The organism is Mesocryomonas fontinalis (assembly GCF_055730125.2).
Map to the genome: position 1 here is coordinate 125,172 of NZ_JBUZWG020000005.1, position 17,537 is coordinate 142,708.

Sequence of the window (17,537 nt, forward strand, 5' to 3'; positions counted from 1 at the left end):
ACCGCCCCAACTTTCCGCTACGCCACTGACAGGCGGGCCTGTAGCTCAATTGGTTAGAGCCGGCGGCTCATAACCGCTTGGTTGGGGGTTCGAGTCCCTCCGGGCCTACCAAACATATATTCTAATAGCTGATGGTAGATGTGAGGCGATAAGGCTTATATCTGATTGCTTGAAAATCAGGGTCGTTCGTCAAACGATTCCAAAGCTGAATTTCATTCAGCTGGCTCCAGTTACCATCAGATACGGCCGGCGCTGCCTTTTGCCGGCCCAGACGCTTTTCCGTCGCGAAGGACTGCCTCCTTTCGTAAACACGATTACACCCAGAGCCTGCGAGACGATTGCGGATTCAACTCGAATTATGATCCAGTGGCGGAGTTGAAGTGCCGCGAGGCGAGAGACGAGAGCAGCACGGCGCGGCATGGCTGATGAGCAGTTAATTTTGAACATCATGCAGGCCGCAGGCCGCCTATGAAGCGCCAAAGATCGCGTTAGGGCCGCTAGGTTGGCGGCCTGATCGGCAGAAGGCTCGATACCTCAGAATGCCGATCGCTTGCGATTGTGGCTTCGATATAACCGGCGTCTCGATCACCGTCACAGCATGGGCCGATGAGCCAGACGAGCGCATCGCATTCCAATTGCATATCGATATTGACGGTAACGATTATCGTATTGCGCGTGTCGACTGGCGCCCTAGACAGCCGCACACCAATAAACTAGGTCCGCCGGATCTCCGTGGAACCAGCCCGTATACGAGCATTCATGATTTTCCGGAGAACGCAGCGCTAGGCCTTGACGTCATGCAGAGCAAAAATTTGCCTGTTGCCAAACCAATCGACCCCGAACCGCCAGATTTTTACAAACTGATGCTCTACATTGGTGATACGTTGAAGATCCAGAACACAGGAGAAATTCCAGAACCACCATGGGCACCAGTGCTACAAATCTGATGGGATTCGGGTCCCCCAAGGAAGCGCTGGACCGCATCGCGATGGAGCTCGTGCGCGTTCGCTCCTACGGCAATGGCGGCGTCATCACGACCCCTGTGCTTTTCCCGTCGGGTGCCCACGTGACTGTTCGTGTGTCCTTTGAAAATGATCGCTGCCTTGTAACCGATGATGGCGCAGCTTATGCGGAGGCTGACATGATGGGCGCGCTCGGCATCTTTCGGCGCTCCGCAAAGAAGGTGGCGGAAGAAGCTGGAATTCGGTTTAACAGCTTTGAAATATTCGAAGCCGAAGCAACTCCCTTAAACATTGCTGGGATCGTGGCGATCATCGCAGACGCGGCAAAGCGATGTATCGAAGTTACGTCCGAAAAGCTCGCCCGTAGGCTCGAAATTGATTTACGAGACTCTGTAATCGAGCGGCTTATTGAGGCTTTTGGCGCTACCAGAGTAAAGGTCAACGCCCCAATTTCCGGCGCTTCAACTCATTCTTGGACAGTCGACGCGCTGATCGATACGGAAGATCGGACTGTAGCAGTTGAGATCGTAAGCCCATCGCCGATCTCGGTATCATCCTGCTACATGAAGCTCGATGACATTCGTCGGCTGGATGAAAAGCCGCGGACAGTAGCGGCTCTGTCGCATCGCTCACGATTTGGATCAGATCAACTCTTGATCTTGAACCGGACGGCGAAGCTGATCGATGTGAACGCTGGTGCAGTGGATTTCCGTCGACTGGCAGCCTGACTTCTTTATCACGCAGTAACCTTCATGACCCCATCAGGGTCGGCAGCTTGCCCTGCTCCCAGGCGCAGTGTGCATCCGCCTGGTCACCGACGCGCTAGCCGAGGATATCGCGCCGGGCTCGGGCTTTGCGCGTGGCTCGGGCGACACGTGTGGCGACCGCTTCCTTCTGTTGGAGGCGGAGCGCCTTCAGGCGGGCGGTCTTGGCTGCAATGGTCTCGGGGACCTCGGGCGGTGGTGGTGCAGTCTTCTCGTCGTCCGGCATTTGTCGTTCCTTAGACGGCCGCTTGTCGACCGACGGCTCGCCATAGGGGTGGCGCCCGTTCCCCGCAAGACCTTTGCTGCGCGGGGACGCCGCAACGGCCGGTTTCAGCCGAGCAGCATTCGGACGTGATCGTTAAGAAACACCCCGTTCGGGTCGAGCCGGCGCCGCAGCGCGCGAAAATCGTCCGCGCGGGGGTAGAGCGCCGTCACGTCGTCGGTATCCAGGAAATGCAGCTTGCCCCAATGCGGGCGGGAGCCGAACTCGCGCAGGATCTGGTCGACGTCCTTGAGGAAATCCCAGTAGTCGATGCCCGGCTGGCCGGAGACCGAGAGCGAGACCGAGTCGCGCTCGTGGAAAGGGCTCAGCCAGGCGCCGTCGCCGGCGGTGAAGCGGTACTCTATCGGGAAGATGCAGTTGGTGTGCCGCGTCAGCATGAGCGCGCGAACGGCGCGGACGGCGTCCTTTCCGTGCTGGACCGGGACGGCATATTCGAGCTCGTGGAAGTTCGGCACGTATTCGATGGGATAGATGTCCGAGGAATAGGCGATCTTCTCGTAGCGCGAGGACATTTCCGGCCGCTCGGTGATGTCCATCACCTTCATCTCGCAGATGTCGGCGGCTTTCGTCGTGGTCGACCACGGCGCCTCCGACGTGTCGTCGAGGCAATAGAGATGACGGCTCTCCGCGACGGGGCACCAGAAGAAGCCGAAATGCCGATGGTTGGCGGCCAGCTCGTCGTGCCGCGCCATGCAGGTCTCGAAGTCGTCGCGCCAGAGGTGTTCGTGCAGGCGGTAGGCCGGCAAGGTATCGAGCGTCATCTCCGAGATGACCCCGAGCGTGCCGAGCGATACGCGGGCGGCGAGCAGCAGGTCGCGGTCCGTCCCGTCGACGACGAGGATGCTGCCGTCCGGCTGCACCAGGCGCAGCGCCGCGACCTGTGAAGCGAGGCAGCCGAGCCGCGCGCCGGTGCCGTGCGTGCCGGTGGTGAAAGCGCCGGCCACCGCCTGCGTGTCGATGTCGCCCTGGTTGGCGAGCGACAGCCCATGCTGCTTCAGCGCCCTGCCGATATCGCCGATCCTTGTACCCGCGGCCACCCGGACCCGGCTGCCGTCGACGCCGAGAACACCGCTGAGGCCGGCCAGCGACAGCAGCAGGCCGCCGGTGCCGACGACCGGCGTGAAGGAATGGCCGGAGCCGGCGACCCGGACGTTGAGGCTACGCCCGGCGGCCTCGCTGACCATCTCGGCAAGCTGGTCCTCGCTCTCGGGCGCAGCCTTGTAGCGGGCGATGCAGGACTGGTTGCCCACCCAGTTGCGCCAGAGGCCACCTTTTTCGAAGGTCATGCAGCTCTCCCCGGGATAGCGGTCAGGCGGCGGTGAAGCCGTTGTCGACGAACAGGTGCGTTCCGTTGACGAAGCTCGCCTCGTCGCTGAGCAGGAACAGAGCGGCGCTCGCCACCTCCTCCGGCCGGCACATCCGCCCCTGCGCCGCCGCGATCGCGGCATCGGACACGTCGACGCCGTAGCGCGTCAACTCCTCCACCTCGCGGCTGCCATGGGCGGTCTGGATGAAGCCGGGGCAGACGGCATTGCAGCGGATGTTGCGGTCGCGGAATTCGACGGCGTTGGCGCGAGCGAACATGTGCACCGCGCCCTTCGTCGCCCCATAGAGCACTTCCATCGGCGAGCCGGCGACGGCGGAGATCGACGAGGTGCAGACGATGCGGCCGCCGCCGGCGGCCAGCATTCCCGGCAGAACGGCGCGCGTCATCAAAAACATCGAGCGCACGTTCACGTCCATCAGCCAGTCGTAGTCTTCGTCGGTGGTTTCGAGGAACGGCTTCACGACGATCGAGCCGGCGTGGTTGAAGAGGAGCGTCGGCGCACCGAAGGCCTCGCTCGCCCGCGCCACCGCCGCCTCGACCTCGTCGCGGCGGGAGACGTCGGCATGGCAGAAGATCGCTTTACCGCCGTCGGCCCGGATGCTGTCGGCGAGCGCCTCGCCGGCCTCGCGCTGCCGGTCGACGATCGCGACCCGCGCGCCCTCGGCGGCAAACAGCGTAGCCGCCGCGCCGCCGCATCCCGTCGCGCCACCGGAGATCAGCGCATGATAGCCTTGCAAACGTCCCGACAAGTCAGCCCTCCTTCATTCCCATCAGCAGACCCGATCGCGTCAGCAAGTCCGCGCGGCAAAACTTCTGCGCCCGACGAGCGAACGGTACCGCTTCGTCAACGACCGCCAGAGTGGCAGGCAATTTTCCGCTGCGGAAGCGGGAACCTCGCAAATAGCACGCGAGTTTTGCCGCGAGAAAACCACAAAACCGCATTAGCCGGCTGGGGTCTGGCGGCACCTCCTTCTGCTGCAACGGCAAACACTCATACAGCCAGCGGCTGCAAAAACCCGGCTCGGGCTAGTTGCCTGCAGCCTCCAAGTCGCCGGCTCAAGCTTGGCTCGTGTAATATTATAGTGGTCGGCGGTCATGATTCGGATCGGCGGAGATACTCTGCGCAGTGATAGGGTCGCAGGCGGCAATTTTAGGCCACGTAGACCCAACGGGCCATCGTTACGGTGCAAACATCGGATTATTTGATTTCAAGACGAACTTTCGCTGGAAATAATTCAAGTATTGGATTGATCCGGCGGCAATCAATGATACATACCAGGCATGTCCTACGAGACAACCTAGTCAAATTTGTCAGAAAGCATCCTAATGGACTACGAGATCGACAGCTCTACCAACACAGTCGAACTGGCCGCGAGCATCATCGCCGCGTATGTCGCTAATAATCACGTGGCGGTTGCAGACCTGCCTGCGGTGATTGCCAGCGTCTACAGCGCGCTGACCGCGATCGGAACGAGCACGCCGGAGCCCGTCAAGGAAGCCGTGGCGTTGGTACCTGCCGTTCCGATCAAGAAGTCGATCACGCCTGAATACATCATCTGCCTGGAAGACGGTAAGCACTTCAAGTCGATGAAGCGCCACCTTGCCACCAAGTTCGACATGAGCCCGGACGAATATCGCCGCAAGTGGGGCCTTCCGAACGATTACCCGATGGTTGCAGCCGGCTATGCCGCCAAGCGCTCGGAACTCGCCCTGAGCCTCGGCCTCGGCCGCAAGAAGACCGCCGACGTAGCGGAAGAGCCGGCGCCGGCGGCAAAGCCTGCCCGCGCGAAGAAGGCCAAGGCCCCGGACGCCGAAGCCGCCTGAGGCGAATGATATCCGCGCCGCCGGCTCAGAACCGGCGGTCCGGGTTCCAAGCTCGATCAAGGTCTTTGTAAATCGAAGACCAAGCAAGTCGACGCTGAGTTATCGAAGCTGCATCGAAGTTTGGGTACCAGCGAGAGACTGCGCGAAGGCTCTCGCCTTTGGCCACAATCGCGTGACATCAGGGGCGATCTTCTATGGAGACCGCCCCATGATTCGTTCGTCCCTTCTGGCTCTCACCGTTCTACCCCTCGGTCTGGCCGCCCTTCCCGCACACGCCGAGCCAACGACGCCACCGCGGCAGATCGTTGTCACCGGCGTCGGCGAAGCCTCTGCCAAGCCGGATATCGCCATGACCAACCTGACGGTCCTGCGCACCGGCGAGACGGCGCGCGCCGCGCTGGACGAAGCCAACAAGGCGATGGGCGAAGTCACCGAGGCGATCAAGGGCCTGAAGATCGAGAGCCGCGATCTGCAGACCTCCGGCTTCGCGATCACCCCCCAATACCGCTACGACCAGACCCAGGACGGGACGCAGAAGCCGCCGGTCCTCATCGGCTATGAGGTGCGCAACACGCTTTCGGTGCGGATCCGCGACATCGCCGCCGTCGGCGCGGTGCTCGACAAGGCGGTGAGCCTCGGTGTCAACCAGGGCGGCGACATCAGCTTTACCGTCTCCGATCCCGCGCCGCTGCGCACCGCCGCCCGGAAGGACGCGGTGAAGGACGCGACGGCGACGGCGACAGCTCTGGCCGAAGCCGCGGGTGTCCCGCTCGGCGCCGTCTTCTCGATCGACAGCGCGGATCAGGGAACCCCGCCGCAGCCGATGGAAATGGCCCGCATGGCCCTCGCAGCCGCGCCCATGGACAAGAGCGTGCCGGTCGAGGCGGGCGAGAACACGGTCCGCGCGACGGTGCGGATGGTGTTCGAGATCGGTGGGCCGGCCGGAAACTGACCCCAAATCGCACGGCATCAAAGAGAAAAGGCCGCGTCTCCCGGGAGACGCGGCCTTCTTTTTTTGGAGAGGGTGCCCCCTGACCGGTCCCGGCCAGAACGGAGCCCTTCCCGAGAGAAGGGCACCGCGACGGGAGATTGCTCGCGAAGCCCTCGGCGAGACGCGGCCTATCGGACGTTGATGACCGGGCAGCCGCGCTCCTGCGCGAACGATACGGAGATGTAACGGCCCCTCTTGCGCCCGTCGACCACGACGGCCCGGCGGTTGTCGCGGACGATGCCGGCGCGGTTGACGCCCATGCGGGAGGCCTTGCGCAGCGCCTGGCGCGGCGAGCAGCCACGCTCGTAGCGACGGTCGTCGCGGCGATCATAGCGCTGCGCCAACAGGACGTTGCCACCCTGGGGAGCCATGACGGTCACGCCGATCGGGGCAGCAGAGGCAGGCGCGGCGATCACGGCACCGCCGGAAAGTGTCGCGGCGACGAGGACGGTGCGGAAAAAGTGGCTGAACATGGTGGTTCTCCCGTTGCAATCGATCGGCCGGCCCATCGCCAGCGATGAGACGACCATCGGCTCTGGCACCTGAATGAAGCCGGAAAGCGGCGTTCATCGGTCATTCAGGCAGAGCGGCAAAGCGGCAGAGGTCTAGCGGCCGAGCGACACATTCAGTCTACCGGCTGCCGGAAAGGCAAAGCCGACAGGTTGCGGATGTCTCCGCGCGGACTTCGAACCGCCTCCTCAGACGCCATCTCCAGGGCGGTCTTCAGCTACCTAAATATTCGCGCCCGGCCCAAGAACGCACAGGGTGCTTCTATGTATAGCTATCGCGCAACAAGATGTTCCTATTAGTAATATTTTAGGGTGCGCTGCCGCAAAGACAGCACAAGATGGATCTTCGCAGCAGGTGACCGAGTGCCCAGCCTTGGACGACATCCCCGACAGGTGATGCGCTTCAGCTATTACGCCCTGATGGCCTGCTTCATCTCCGGCCTCTGCCTGTCGATGCTCGGCATGATGCATCCCGCCGGGGCCAAGGCGACGTTGCCGATCTCGGGCCTCTGCTTTGCACTCGGGCTGGTCGGCCTGCTGCTGCTGCGGCGCATGCGTGGCCAGATCGTGGCGCTGTTCGTCGACGCCGAACGCAGCAAGATCGCCCGGGACGCCCTCCTGACGGAGGACGAGATCACCGGTGCGCTGACCCGCCGGGTCTTTCTGTCGGCGTCATCGGAAGAATTGCAGCGCGTCGGGCCCGGGCGCACGTCGGCGCTGTTCGCCGTCGATATGGACTATCTGAAAACGCTGAACGACAGCCTCGGCCATACCGCGGGCGATTTCGCCCTGCGGCACCTCGCGAAAACCCTGCGCCGCAGCTTTCCCGATGCGATCGTCGGGAGGCTGGGCGGCGACGAGTTCGGCGTCTTCGCCCCGGTCGCCGACGCCGCGGCCGCCGAAGCCTTCTGCCGGAACTGCCTCGACGCCTTGCACCAGCCGGTGTTCTTCGACGGACGGGCCATCACCTTGTCCGCCTCGATCGGCATCGCCCTGACGCCGCTGCACAGCGTCTTCTTCAACGAGCTGATGCAGTGTGCCGACCTCGCGCTCTACGAGGCCAAGCGCAAGGGTCGCGGGCAGGCGACGCTGTTCCACGACGACATGCTGCGCGACCGCCGGCATCACCGCTTCATCGAGCGCGAGCTGCGCGCCGCGATCCTCCTCGACGAGCTGCATCTCGTCTACCAGCCGATCACCGAGCCCAGCGGCACGGTGCGCGGTTACGAGAGCCTGCTGCGCTGGAACCACCCGGTGCGCGGCCCGATCGCGCCCAGCGATTTCATTCCGGTCGCCGAGCGCTCGCATGTCATCGACCTCCTCGGCGAATGGGTACTCCGGCGTGCCCTCAGCGACGCCCGCGACTTCGGCGACCTCGGCGTCGCCGTGAACATCTCGCCTTGCCAGCTGAAGCGCGACGACGTCGTCGACATGGTCGCGCGGACGCTTGCGGAGAGCGGCGTCTCACCGTCGCGGGTCACCCTCGAGGTGACGGAGTCCATGGCGATGAGCGCCAATCCGGACGTTCTGAGGCGCATCGAAGCGCTTCGGGGACTGGGGCTGCGGATCTCGCTCGACGACTTCGGCACCGGCTATTGCGGCTTCGCCTACCTGAGGACGTTTCCGATAGACACCATCAAGATCGACCGCAGCTTCGTCGCCCGGCTCGGAGAAACCGTCGCCGACAACGTCCTCGTCAGCGCGATGGTCAACGTCGCCGCCGCCATGCAGCTCGGCGTCGTCGCCGAGGGCATCGAGACCGAGGAGCAGTTCGTCCTCGCCAAGGCGGCGGGCTGCACGCTCTTCCAGGGCTACTTCATCGCGCGCCCCATGCCGAAGGCGGCGCTGGTGGAATGGATCGCCCGGCGGAGCGAGGCGCCCGCCGGGGAAGATTACACGACGGCTTCGGCCTCGATCTCCACCCGGTAGTCACCGACGAGATTGCCGACGGCGTAGAGCGTATTGGCCGGCCGGGCCTCGGCGAAATAGCGGCCATGGACCCGCGAGACCGGCTCCCAGTCGTCGGCATCCCTCAGGTAGACCCGCGTGCGCACGACATCGTCGAGGCTGCCGCCGAGCGCTGCGATGCTGGCGGCGATCTTGTCGAGGATGAAGACGGCCTGGCCCGCCGGATCGTCGGGGCAGACGACGCTGCCGTCCGGCGCCGTCGCGGTGGTGCCGCTGACGAGGATGCGCTCGCCGACGCGCACCGCCCGGCTGAAGCCGCAGATCTCTTCCCAGATGCTGCCGCTGTCGACGCGCAAGCGGTCCGGCCGGTTGGCGATGGGAACCGCGGTGTAGAACTTCGGCAGCGCGCCGAGATGGTGGCTGAGATCGCCGGACGCGGTGAGGAAGGGCGGCTTGCGATACTCGTCGCCGCAGTCGCCGGGCAGCATCCGCGTGCCGGCAAAGGCGGCGTCGAGCACCAAATGGTCCTCGGCATCGAGCGCCAGGGCGAACACCGCGGCGTTGTCCTCGCGGTGCTGGCGCTCGCCGAGCCGGGCGCCGACGATGACGGCGGCGACCGCCTTACGGTCTAGGATCAGGCGCGTCGCGACGTTGGGGATCGAGGCGCCATGCCGATCGGCGACGGACTTCAGCGCCGACAGCACCGACTGGAACACGTCCCAGCCGCCGATCTCTCCGACGAAGCGCTTGTACTTCATCTTGCTCCAGTCGGAGAGCCCATCCGGCTCCGCGACGCCGAGCCACCGCTCCGAGAGCAGCCCGCCGGCGAGCGTGCCATAGGCGAGGAGGCGAATGCCGTTGGCGAGGCAGAACTCGCTCATGATCCCGCTCGCCCGCCGGTCGAGCACGGAGAACGACACCTGGTTGGAGACGACCGGAATGCCCTCGCCGACCAGCACGCGCAGATGGTCGGTATTGAAGTTGGTGACGCCGATGGCGCCGATCAGCCCTTCGTCGCGGAGTTTCGCGAGTTCTTTCATCGCGTCGATGTAGCCGGGGTGCTCCAAGGTCCACCAGTGGAACTGCATCAGGTCGATACGGTCGAGCCGCATCCGGTCGAGGCTGCGCTTGACGCCCTCGCGCACCGCCTCGGCGGTCATCGGCCCCGGCGTCGGGCACCATTTGGTGAAGGCGGTCGAGACCGGGAGACCGTCGCGGCGCTGCTGCGCCAGCAGCTCGCCGGTGATCACCTCGGCGCTGCCGTAGTGATCGGCCATGTCGAACGTGTCGAAGCCGTCGCCCGCATACGCCGCCATGTCGGCGGCAGCCTTGACCGGATCGAGCAGCGTCCCGCCCCGCTCCATGTCGGCCACCTGCCAGAGGCCGGTGACGATCCGGCTGATCTCTAGGCCGGGGGCGAGTTCGGTGCGCTGCAGGGTCATGTCGTTTCCATTCCGGCGAGGCCAAGGCGCCACGCCTCTATGAGGTCCGGGCGAGCGGCGCTTGCCGTTCGCCCGGACTGTCAGGACGATCAGGCGATCAGCCGCCGATCTTAGTCTTCAGCGCGTTGATCTCGTCGGTCGAGATCTCGCCGGTGGTGGCAACGGCGCCGTCGGTGATCTTCCACAGCCGGAAAGGCCCGGTGATGTCGCCATACTGGTCGAAGGCGACCGGACCGATGACGCCCTCGTAGCGGATCGGCTTGCCCTCGGAGAGGAGCTTGAGGCCCTTGGCGAACTCTTCCTTGCCGGCATAGATCACCTCCCCCTTGGGGTCGACCACCCTCGCGATGGCGTCGCGAATCTCCAGCGACTTCTCGGAGCCGGCAGCGGCGATGGCGAGGCCGAGGATCGCGCCGGCATCATAGGACCGGTCGGCGGCCGGGTTGCTGGCGGCGATACCCCCGGAGAAAGCCTCGTAGTTCGCCGTGAAATACTCGGTCGACTTGGTCGGGCTGGTGCCGGACGAGGTGCCGTAGGCTTCGTTCAGATACTGCGCGCCGACGCTCTTGATGAAGTCCGGGCTGTTCATGCCGTCGTTCAGGAGGAACTTCGGCGTGCCGCCGCCGGAGATCCAGGCGCGGGCGATGGTGGCGCCGTCGACCGGCGTCGAGATGAGGTAGAGCCCGTCCGGCTCGCCCTCCATCGCGGCGGTCGCCTCCGACTGGTAGCTCGCCTGGTTCTCGTTGTAGGGCGTGGTGGAAACGATCGTGCCGCCGAGCGCCTCGTAGGCTTTCTTGAACTCGCCGTACATGTTGACGCCGAAGTCGTTGTTGACGTGGACGACGGCGATCTTCTTGAAACCCTGGTCGAGCGCGTATTTCGCCGCGGCGGTGCCTTGCAGCGCATCCGAGGTGATGGTGCGGAAGAAGATACCGCCGGTCTTGCCGTCGCGGCCGAGTGCGGTCAGCGTCGGCGAGGACGAGGCCGGCGAGATCTGCACCACCTTCGCCGGTGCGGTCACCGAGGTGAGGATTGGGATCGTCACCGACGAGATGATGCCGCCGATGATCGCCGGCACCTTGGCGATCTGCACCAGCTGGGTCGCGACATCGACGGCGACGCTGCCCGTGCTCTGCGAGTCGCGGGTGTCGGTGGCCAATGTGCAGCCGCGGATGCCGCCGGCCTCGTTGATGTCGCGAAAGGCCATCTCGACCGATTTGGCGCCAGCCTGGCCGTACTCGCCGGCAGGTCCGGTCAGTTCCATCACCACGCCGACGGTGATCTTGCAGTCGGCGGCAAGCGCCGGCGCCGACAAGGCGAGGCCGGCGGCGGTCGTCATCAGCAGCAGTCTGTTCATTTCATCCCCCCGGTGACGGAAAAGCTGAGGTCCCCACGGCCTCAGGCTTTGGTGTTGAGCTCGTATTTCATGATCGAGCCGTGCCGCCCCGTGCGGTCGCGCTCGAGCGCATAGATGTCGCCCTCCGGCCCCTGCCGCTCGGCCAGCACCGCGTCGATCTCGGCGACGTCGGCGGCGGAAAGGGTCAAGGCGGAAACGGCGGCGTTGGCGGCGACGTGGGCGCGGTTGCGCGCGCCGACGATGATCGCGGCAACCCCGGCGCGATCGAGCACATACCGCCCGGCGACGGTCGCGATATCGGCGCCATGCCGCGCGCCGACGCCGGCGAGTGCCCGCAGCAGCTGCTGGAACAGGTCCCAGCCGCCGAAATCGTCGATGATCAGCTTGTACTTGGTGAGCGAGCGGTTCTCCATCGGATGCTCGGGCTCGGACGCACCCAGCCAGCGCTCGGACAGGAAGCCGCCGGCGACCGAGCCGTAGCAGAACAGCGCGATGCCCTCTTCGCGAGCGAGCGGCACGAGATGGCACTCCGGCCGGGCGTCGAGCACGGAATACTGCACCTGCATCGAGAACAGCGGAATGCTGGCCTCGCGCACCGCCCGGATGCGCGGCGCATCGAAGTTCGTGCCGCCGACATGGAGGATGCGCCCGTCCCGGCGGATCTCGTCGAGCCAGTGAAACACGTCGAGCCAGAGCGGCGCGTCGTAGTCCCACCAATGGAACTGCACGAGGTCCAGCCGCTCCATGCCGAGCCGGGCGCGCGAGCGGTCGACCAGCGCCTCGATGTCCCGCTTGGTGACGCGCGTCAGTAGCGACAGATCCGGCACCATTTTCGTGTGAATGCGCACGCGCGCCAGCGCCGCAGTGCCGCGGGTCTCGGCAAGCTTCAGGCGAAAGGCGCCGTAGATTTCCTCGACGCCGGTATAGATGTCGGCGCAGTCGAAGGTGGTGATCCCCGCATCATAGGCGGCGATCAGGTCGTCGACGGCCCGGTCGTTGTCGATCTCGCCATGGCCACCGGCGAGCTGCCACCCGCCACGGATGACGCGGGAGATCTCGTAGCCGGGGGCAAGGCGCAGCCGCTCGGGCGCGCTCACGCCGTCTCTCCCGACGGCAAGGGCACGGCGGTGGTCTGGCTATGGAAGAAGCGGCGCTTGCCGAGGCGGGTGATGCGCAGCCGGCTGGAACAATTGGGATCCGGACAGGCGATCTCGGCGTCGCTCGCCATCCAGTCATTGGCGTGGAGGGCCCGCTGCTTGGCCGGCAGCAGCGGCAGGACGGCAGCGATCGAGTAGAGCGAGAAACCCTGACCGGCCGGCATCGACACCATCTCGCCGCGCACCTCGAAATGATCGCCGGCCTTGGCGCCGCAATAGACCGCGCCACCGGGCGGGATGATCGCCTCGACCCTCAGGTCATAAAGCTCGAAGCTGTCGTCGCCGCCACTATCGGCCCATGTTTCCGTCACGCGATACGCCCTGTGAAGAAGTCCTGTGTGGCAGCGACCGACGCCGTCCGCGGGTTGCGAGACCGGGCGTTGCTGCCTAATGTGCCCGGAGTTTGATCACAGATAATCCGGCGGCACAATCATATGCAGGCCCAGATGCGCGCAGCCTGTGCGCTCTCGCTTCGGCGACCGAAAGAGGGCCGAGGCCTGTGGATATGACGGCCTCCCCGCCCCCTCGCGTGGCGCATGCCGCGGGCGTGTTGCCAGACCGAGCCGCGGGCATCCTGTCGGCCCGCGCCGTGGTGAAGCGTTTCGGCGGAGTGGCCGCGGTGGACGGCGTCTCCTTTGATCTTGCCGCGGGCGAGATCCTCGGCCTGATCGGGCCGAACGGTGCCGGCAAGACCACGCTGTTCGACTGCCTCGCCGGCAGCCAGACCCCGACCGCCGGCACCATCTCGCTCGGCGACCGGCGCATCGACACCCTCGCCCCGCACCGGCGGATCGGCGCCGGGCTCGCCCGCACCTTCCAGATCCCCCGCCCCTTTCCCGAGCTCAGCGTGCTCGACAACGTGCTGCTCGGCCGCCAGCACCAGGCCGGCGAGCACATCCTGCCGAACTGGTTCGCGACCGGCCGCGTCCGCCGGGAGGAGCGGGCGGCGCGGGAGAAGGCGCGGGCGCTGATCGACTTCGTGACGCTGTCTCGGCTGGCGGACCAGCCGGCCCGCATGCTGTCCGGCGGCCAGCGCAAGCTCCTGGAACTGGCCCGCGTGCTGATGGCGGACCCGTCCGTGATCCTCCTCGACGAGCCGGCGGCGGGCGTCAATCCGAGCCTTCTCGAGACGATCATCGAGCGCATCGCCGAGCTCAACCGTTCCGGGATGACCTTCCTCCTGATCGAGCACAACATGGACATGGTGGCGCGGCTCTGCGGTCGGGCACTCGTCATGGCCTCGGGCAAGGTGATCGCCGAGGGCACGCCGGACGCGGTGTCACGCGATGCCGCGGTGATCGACGCCTATCTCGGCGGCGTCGCGGCATGACGATCCTCGAGATTTCCGGCCTCGTCGCCGGCTACGAGCCGGGCGTGCCGATCGTCAACGGCGCCAGCCTCAGCCTTGCGAAGGGCGAGATCGTCGCCATCCTCGGGCCGAACGGCACCGGCAAGTCGACGCTGATCAAGGCCGTCGCCGGCCTCGTCCCGATCAGCGCGGGCACGGTGCGGCTGCGCGGCGAGGACATCACCCGGCTGCCGGCGCACCAGATGGTCCGGCATGGCCTCGGTTTCGTGCCGCAGACCGAGAACGTGTTTCCCTCGATGTCGATCATCGACAATTTGAAGCTCGCCGCCGGCATCGTACCCGCAGCGGAGCGCGCCGGGCGGATCGCCCGGGTCGAGGCGCTGTTCCCCGACCTTGCCGGCCGTCGCACGCTCGCCGCCGGCCGGCTCTCCGGCGGGCAGCGGCAGATGCTCGCCGTCGCCCGCGCGCTGATCGTCGAGCCGGACGTCCTGATGCTCGACGAGCCCTCCGCCGGCCTGTCGCCGAAACTCGTCTCGCTAGTGTTCGCCAAGCTTGCCGAGATCCGCGCCGAGGGTGTGACCATCCTCCTCGTCGAGCAGAACGCGCGCGCCGCGCTCGCCATCGCCGACCGTGGCGTGATCCTCGCCGAGGGCCGCGAGCGACACGAAGGCCCCGCCGCAGCCTTGCTGGGCGATCCCGCCATCGCCGAGCTCTACCTCGGCGGCCGTCGCGCCGTGCTGGCGCCGACGCCGCCACTTGTGCCGATGATGTCGCCGGAGGACGCGGCATGAGCCTGCAATTTCTCGTCGACGGCCTCCTCACCGGCCTGATGATCGGCCTCGGCGCCATCGGCGTGACGCTGACCTATTCGATCCTGCGCTTTGCCAATTTCGCCCATGGCGAGCTGATGACCTTCGGCGCCTATGCCGCCTGGAGCATCAGCTTCGCCCTTTCGGCGCTGCTCGGCGCGGCGCTGCCGCCGCTGGCGCCCTTCTCCTTCGCCTGGAGCGTGCTCGTTGCCGGCGCCGTGGCGATGCTGCTGACGGCGGGCCTCGCGGTGCTCCTCGACGTCGTCCTTTTCAAGCGGCTGCGCGAGAAGTCGACGACCATCGTCGTCGTGATGGCAAGCTTCGGCGCCTCGATCGCGCTGCGCAGCCTCATCGAGTTCGCCTTCTCGTCAAGCCCTGTCTACTTCAGCCGCGACCTGCAGATCGCCACGCGCCTGGGGCTCGGCATGCGGGTGACGCCCGACCAGGGCGCGCTGATCGTGATCACCCTTCTGCTTCTCGTCCTCGTCCACCTCTTCGTCACCCGTAGCCAGGCCGGACGGTCGATGCGGGCCGTCGCCGAAAACCCGGCGCTGGCGAAGGTGGCGGGGATCGACGTCGACCGGGTCGTGCAGCTCACCTGGATCCTCGGCGGATCGCTCGCCGCCGCCGCCGGCACGATGACCGGCATCCTCGTCCAGATCCGTCCCTATATGGGCTTCGACCTCCTGCTGCCGCTGTTCTCGGCGGCGATCCTCGGCGGCATCGGCAGCGTGCCGGGCGCTATCCTCGGGGCGGTGATCATCGGCATTTCGGAAGCCGCGACGGTGCAGTTCATCGGCGCCGAATGGCGCGCGGCGGTGTCCTTCATGCTGCTGATCCTGATGCTGCTGATCCGTCCGAGCGGCCTGTTCGGGGGACGCGCCTGATGCTCGCCTTTGCCGCCTATGGCGCCTTCTTCCTGACCACGGCGCTGGCCTTCGCCGTCGTCTGTATCGGGCTCAACTTGCAATGGGGCATGACCGGCCTGTTCAATGTCGGCATTGCCGGCTTCGTCGCGGTCGGCGCCTATACCTCGGCGATCCTGACGACGCCGGAGACCGCCGGCCATCTCGGCGGCTTCGCGCTGCCGATGCCGCTCGGCTGGCTCGGCGCGATGCTGGCGAGCGGGCTGATCGCGGCGGCCGTCGGCGGCATCACGCTCCGGCTCCGCTCGGACTATCTCGCCATCACCACCTTCGGCGTCGCAGTGGTCATCCACCTCGTCGCGCTGAACGCGAAGGCGCTGACCGGCGGCCCTTTCGGCATCGGCTTCATCCCGCGCGGCTTCGAGAGCTTCGCCGACCGGCCGCTGCTCTTCGGCGCCGGCAACCTCGCGCTCGCCGCCATCACGACGCTTGCCGTCTACCTCGTGATGGAAAAGCTCGCGCGCAGCCCCTGGGGCCGGGTGCTCAGGGCCATCCGCGAGGACGAGACGGCAGCCGCCTCGCTCGGCAAGAGCCCGGTCCGCTACCGGCTGCAGGCCTTTGCCATCGGCGGCGCGATCATGGGGCTCGGCGGGGCAATGCAGGCGCACTTCATCGGTTTCATCGCGCCCAACAACTACCTCCCGAACTTCACCTTCCAGGTCTGGGCGATGCTGATCATCGGCGGCGCCGGCAGCAACCGCGGCGCCATCGCCGGCGCGATCCTCGTCTGGGGCATCTGGAGCCTCTCCAGCGCCGGCGTCTCGGCCTTCGTGCCGGCCGAATACCAGGCGAGGGCCAGCGCGCTTCAACTCGTCCTGATCGGCGTCATGCTCTGCACGATCCTCGCCGTCCGCCCGCGCGGCCTGTTCGGCGAGAAGCTGCGGGCGGCGCCCAAGGCTTGAGCTGCGGCCCGGCCCAACGCTAAAGGCTCGAGGCTCAACGCTGAAGGAAAAGGATCGCCTTCCGCCTACGCCACGAGGTTCGGCGGCGTCTCGCCGCGCAACACCGCATCAATACCGTCGAGGGCGAGAAAGCCCATGGCGTCGCGGGCGGTCGCGGTGGCGCTGCCGAGGTGCGGCAGCAGCACAACGTTGTCGAGCGCGAGGTAGGCCGGGTTCACTTTCGGCTCGCCATCATAGACGTCGAGGCCCGCCGCGCTGACGCGTCCCGACTGCAACGCCGCGACGAGGGCGGCATCGTCGACCAGCGTTCCGCGCGCGGCATTCACCACGATCGCGCCTTGCGGGAGGCGCTCGATCCGCTCGGCGTTGAGCCAGCGATAGGTGTCCGGCGTCGAGGGAGCGTTCAGCGAGAGCACGTCGGAGACGCCGAGAAGGCTCTCGTCGCTGTCGTGGAAGATGGCGCCGGCCTCGAGCTCGGGCGCAAGCCGCGTGCGGTTGCGGTAGTGCACCTCCATCGAGAAGCCGCGCGCCATGGCGGCAACCTCGCGGCCGATGCGGCCCATGCCGTAGATGCCGAGCCGGCGCCCCGAGATCTGCGTGCCGATGAGCTGCGTCGGCGCCCAGCCGGTCCACTCTCCGGCGCGCAGCAGGCGCTCGGCCTCGCCGGCGCGGCGGGCGGCCGCGAGGATCAGCAGCAAGGTCACCTCGGCCGTGGCGAGCGACAGCACGTCGGGCGTGTTGCAAAGGGCAATGCCGCGGGCGCGCAGGGCTTTCGCATCGACGTGGTCGTAGCCGACCGAGAACGTGCCGACCACCTTGATCGTGTCGGGCAACCGGGCGATCAGCGCGGCGTCGATCTTGTCGCCCGGCGCGCAGAGGAGCGCGTCGGCGCCATCGGCCAGCTGCAGCAGCGCGTCGGCACCGTAGACAGCGTCGCTTTCGTTGAGGACGCCCTCATAGTCACGGCGCCAGCGGGCCTCCACTGCCTGGGGAAGCCGGCGGGTGACGACGATTTTCGGGCGCATGCTCTGCCTTCTCGAGAGGAGGTTCCGGGTCACGGTGTCGGG

18 protein-coding genes and 1 tRNA gene are annotated in these 17,537 nt (G+C 66.2%); 10 read left to right on the plus strand and 9 right to left on the minus strand.

What is annotated here, in order from left to right; genetic code table 11:
* Positions 1-34: 34 nt before the first annotated feature.
* The 3 genes from ACZL02_RS13795 to ACZL02_RS13805 all read left to right on the plus strand — a co-directional run bounded on the left by ACZL02_RS13795 (position 35) and on the right by ACZL02_RS13805 (position 1,690).
* Positions 35-111, plus strand: a tRNA-Ile gene (locus ACZL02_RS13795).
* A gap of 428 nt (positions 112-539) precedes the next feature.
* A complete protein-coding gene (locus ACZL02_RS13800; RefSeq protein ID WP_472936916.1) occupies positions 540-947 on the plus strand; it encodes a hypothetical protein in 408 nt (135 codons plus the stop codon).
* A complete protein-coding gene (locus ACZL02_RS13805) occupies positions 923-1,690 on the plus strand; it encodes a hypothetical protein (RefSeq protein WP_472936915.1) in 768 nt (255 codons plus the stop codon). Before ACZL02_RS13800 ends, ACZL02_RS13805 begins: the two co-directional genes overlap by 25 nt.
* A 94-nt stretch (positions 1,691-1,784) precedes the next feature.
* Here the strand turns inward: ACZL02_RS13805 and ACZL02_RS13810 are convergent, their stop codons facing one another.
* The 3 genes from ACZL02_RS13810 to ACZL02_RS13820 all read right to left on the minus strand — a co-directional run bounded on the left by ACZL02_RS13810 (position 1,785) and on the right by ACZL02_RS13820 (position 4,085).
* The gene (locus ACZL02_RS13810; protein WP_472936914.1) at positions 1,785-1,952 is read right to left on the minus strand and encodes a hypothetical protein; all 168 of its coding nucleotides are present in this window, start codon (positions 1,950-1,952) and stop codon (positions 1,785-1,787) included.
* Positions 1,953-2,056: 104 nt separating this feature from the next.
* Positions 2,057-3,295: a D-arabinono-1,4-lactone oxidase gene (locus ACZL02_RS13815; protein ID WP_472936913.1), complete on the minus strand. Its 1,239-nt coding sequence runs from the start codon at positions 3,293-3,295 to the stop codon at positions 2,057-2,059.
* A 22-nt stretch (positions 3,296-3,317) separates the two neighbouring features.
* Positions 3,318-4,085, minus strand: coding sequence for an SDR family NAD(P)-dependent oxidoreductase (locus tag ACZL02_RS13820; protein WP_472936912.1), 768 nt, complete (start codon positions 4,083-4,085; stop codon positions 3,318-3,320).
* Positions 4,086-4,662: 577 nt separating this feature from the next.
* Between ACZL02_RS13820 and ACZL02_RS13825 the strand changes: the two genes are divergently transcribed.
* Together ACZL02_RS13825 and ACZL02_RS13830 are read left to right on the plus strand one after the other, a co-directional pair.
* Positions 4,663-5,160 (plus strand): Ros/MucR family transcriptional regulator, encoded by a 498-nt coding sequence (locus ACZL02_RS13825; protein ID WP_472932873.1) that lies wholly within the window; start codon positions 4,663-4,665, stop codon positions 5,158-5,160.
* Positions 5,161-5,368: 208 nt separating this feature from the next.
* A complete protein-coding gene (locus ACZL02_RS13830; protein ID WP_472936911.1) occupies positions 5,369-6,112 on the plus strand; it encodes an SIMPL domain-containing protein in 744 nt (247 codons plus the stop codon).
* A gap of 167 nt (positions 6,113-6,279) precedes the next feature.
* Here the strand turns inward: ACZL02_RS13830 and ACZL02_RS13835 are convergent, their stop codons facing one another.
* On the minus strand, positions 6,280-6,624 hold the full coding sequence (locus ACZL02_RS13835) for a hypothetical protein (RefSeq protein ID WP_472936910.1): 345 nt from the start codon (positions 6,622-6,624) through the stop codon (positions 6,280-6,282).
* Between the two features lie 432 nt (positions 6,625-7,056).
* Between ACZL02_RS13835 and ACZL02_RS13840 the strand changes: the two genes are divergently transcribed.
* The gene (locus ACZL02_RS13840; RefSeq protein WP_472936909.1) at positions 7,057-8,589 is read left to right on the plus strand and encodes a putative bifunctional diguanylate cyclase/phosphodiesterase; all 1,533 of its coding nucleotides are present in this window, start codon (positions 7,057-7,059) and stop codon (positions 8,587-8,589) included.
* Here ACZL02_RS13840 and ACZL02_RS13845 read toward each other — a convergent pair.
* The 4 genes from ACZL02_RS13845 to ACZL02_RS13860 all read right to left on the minus strand — a co-directional run bounded on the left by ACZL02_RS13845 (position 8,553) and on the right by ACZL02_RS13860 (position 12,835).
* Positions 8,553-10,010, minus strand: coding sequence for an aldo/keto reductase (locus tag ACZL02_RS13845; RefSeq protein ID WP_472936908.1), 1,458 nt, complete (start codon positions 10,008-10,010; stop codon positions 8,553-8,555). The two genes, ACZL02_RS13840 and ACZL02_RS13845, sit on opposite strands and share 37 nt — an antisense overlap.
* Before the next feature lie 97 nt (positions 10,011-10,107).
* Complete coding sequence (locus ACZL02_RS13850) at positions 10,108-11,367, minus strand: ABC transporter substrate-binding protein (RefSeq protein ID WP_472936907.1); 1,260 nt, start codon at positions 11,365-11,367, stop codon at positions 10,108-10,110.
* A gap of 41 nt (positions 11,368-11,408) precedes the next feature.
* Positions 11,409-12,464 carry an aldo/keto reductase gene (locus ACZL02_RS13855; protein ID WP_472936906.1) on the minus strand — a complete coding sequence of 352 codons (1,056 nt, stop codon included), beginning with the start codon at positions 12,462-12,464 and terminating at the stop codon, positions 11,409-11,411.
* Entirely contained in the window at positions 12,461-12,835 is a 375-nt protein-coding gene (locus tag ACZL02_RS13860) for a TIGR04076 family protein (RefSeq protein WP_472936905.1), read from the minus strand. Before ACZL02_RS13860 ends, ACZL02_RS13855 begins: the two co-directional genes overlap by 4 nt.
* 194 nt (positions 12,836-13,029) lie before the next feature.
* On the opposite strand from ACZL02_RS13860, the gene ACZL02_RS13865 reads away from it, so the two are divergent.
* The 4 genes from ACZL02_RS13865 to ACZL02_RS13880 are packed head-to-tail and all read left to right on the plus strand — an operon-like array spanning position 13,030 to position 16,470.
* Positions 13,030-13,854, plus strand: a complete 825-nt coding sequence (locus tag ACZL02_RS13865; RefSeq protein ID WP_472936904.1) for an ABC transporter ATP-binding protein — start codon at positions 13,030-13,032, stop codon at positions 13,852-13,854.
* Complete coding sequence (locus ACZL02_RS13870) at positions 13,851-14,624, plus strand: ABC transporter ATP-binding protein (protein WP_472936903.1); 774 nt, start codon at positions 13,851-13,853, stop codon at positions 14,622-14,624. Before ACZL02_RS13865 ends, ACZL02_RS13870 begins: the two co-directional genes overlap by 4 nt.
* A complete protein-coding gene (locus tag ACZL02_RS13875) occupies positions 14,621-15,529 on the plus strand; it encodes a branched-chain amino acid ABC transporter permease (protein ID WP_472936902.1) in 909 nt (302 codons plus the stop codon). The genes ACZL02_RS13870 and ACZL02_RS13875 overlap by 4 nt, the downstream gene beginning before the upstream one ends.
* Positions 15,529-16,470, plus strand: a complete 942-nt coding sequence (locus tag ACZL02_RS13880) for a branched-chain amino acid ABC transporter permease (protein WP_472936901.1) — start codon at positions 15,529-15,531, stop codon at positions 16,468-16,470. Before ACZL02_RS13875 ends, ACZL02_RS13880 begins: the two co-directional genes overlap by 1 nt.
* Before the next feature lie 65 nt (positions 16,471-16,535).
* On the opposite strand, the gene ACZL02_RS13885 is transcribed toward ACZL02_RS13880, so the two are convergent.
* Entirely contained in the window at positions 16,536-17,495 is a 960-nt protein-coding gene (locus ACZL02_RS13885) for a 2-hydroxyacid dehydrogenase (RefSeq protein WP_472936900.1), read from the minus strand.
* Positions 17,496-17,537: the final 42 nt, after the last annotated feature.

Excerpts from the sequence above, each read along its gene's own strand:
- ACZL02_RS13840 (WP_472936909.1), top strand. The coding sequence starts at position 7,057 with ATGCGCTTCAGCTATTACGCCCTGATGGCCTGCTTCATCTCCGGCCTC.
- ACZL02_RS13850 (WP_472936907.1), bottom strand. The coding sequence starts at position 11,367 with ATGAACAGACTGCTGCTGATGACGACCGCCGCCGGCCTCGCCTTGTCG.
- ACZL02_RS13880 (WP_472936901.1), top strand. The coding sequence starts at position 15,529 with ATGCTCGCCTTTGCCGCCTATGGCGCCTTCTTCCTGACCACGGCGCTG.
- ACZL02_RS13885 (WP_472936900.1), bottom strand. The coding sequence starts at position 17,495 with ATGCGCCCGAAAATCGTCGTCACCCGCCGGCTTCCCCAGGCAGTGGAG.
- ACZL02_RS13835 (WP_472936910.1), bottom strand. The coding sequence starts at position 6,624 with ATGTTCAGCCACTTTTTCCGCACCGTCCTCGTCGCCGCGACACTTTCC.
- ACZL02_RS13805 (WP_472936915.1), top strand. The coding sequence starts at position 923 with ATGGGCACCAGTGCTACAAATCTGATGGGATTCGGGTCCCCCAAGGAA.
- ACZL02_RS13865 (WP_472936904.1), top strand. The coding sequence starts at position 13,030 with ATGACGGCCTCCCCGCCCCCTCGCGTGGCGCATGCCGCGGGCGTGTTG.
- ACZL02_RS13845 (WP_472936908.1), bottom strand. The coding sequence starts at position 10,010 with ATGACCCTGCAGCGCACCGAACTCGCCCCCGGCCTAGAGATCAGCCGG.
- ACZL02_RS13825 (WP_472932873.1), top strand. The coding sequence starts at position 4,663 with ATGGACTACGAGATCGACAGCTCTACCAACACAGTCGAACTGGCCGCG.
- ACZL02_RS13800 (WP_472936916.1), top strand. The coding sequence starts at position 540 with ATGCCGATCGCTTGCGATTGTGGCTTCGATATAACCGGCGTCTCGATC.
- ACZL02_RS13830 (WP_472936911.1), top strand. The coding sequence starts at position 5,369 with ATGATTCGTTCGTCCCTTCTGGCTCTCACCGTTCTACCCCTCGGTCTG.
- ACZL02_RS13870 (WP_472936903.1), top strand. The coding sequence starts at position 13,851 with ATGACGATCCTCGAGATTTCCGGCCTCGTCGCCGGCTACGAGCCGGGC.
- ACZL02_RS13875 (WP_472936902.1), top strand. The coding sequence starts at position 14,621 with ATGAGCCTGCAATTTCTCGTCGACGGCCTCCTCACCGGCCTGATGATC.
- ACZL02_RS13815 (WP_472936913.1), bottom strand. The coding sequence starts at position 3,295 with ATGACCTTCGAAAAAGGTGGCCTCTGGCGCAACTGGGTGGGCAACCAG.
- ACZL02_RS13810 (WP_472936914.1), bottom strand. The coding sequence starts at position 1,952 with ATGCCGGACGACGAGAAGACTGCACCACCACCGCCCGAGGTCCCCGAG.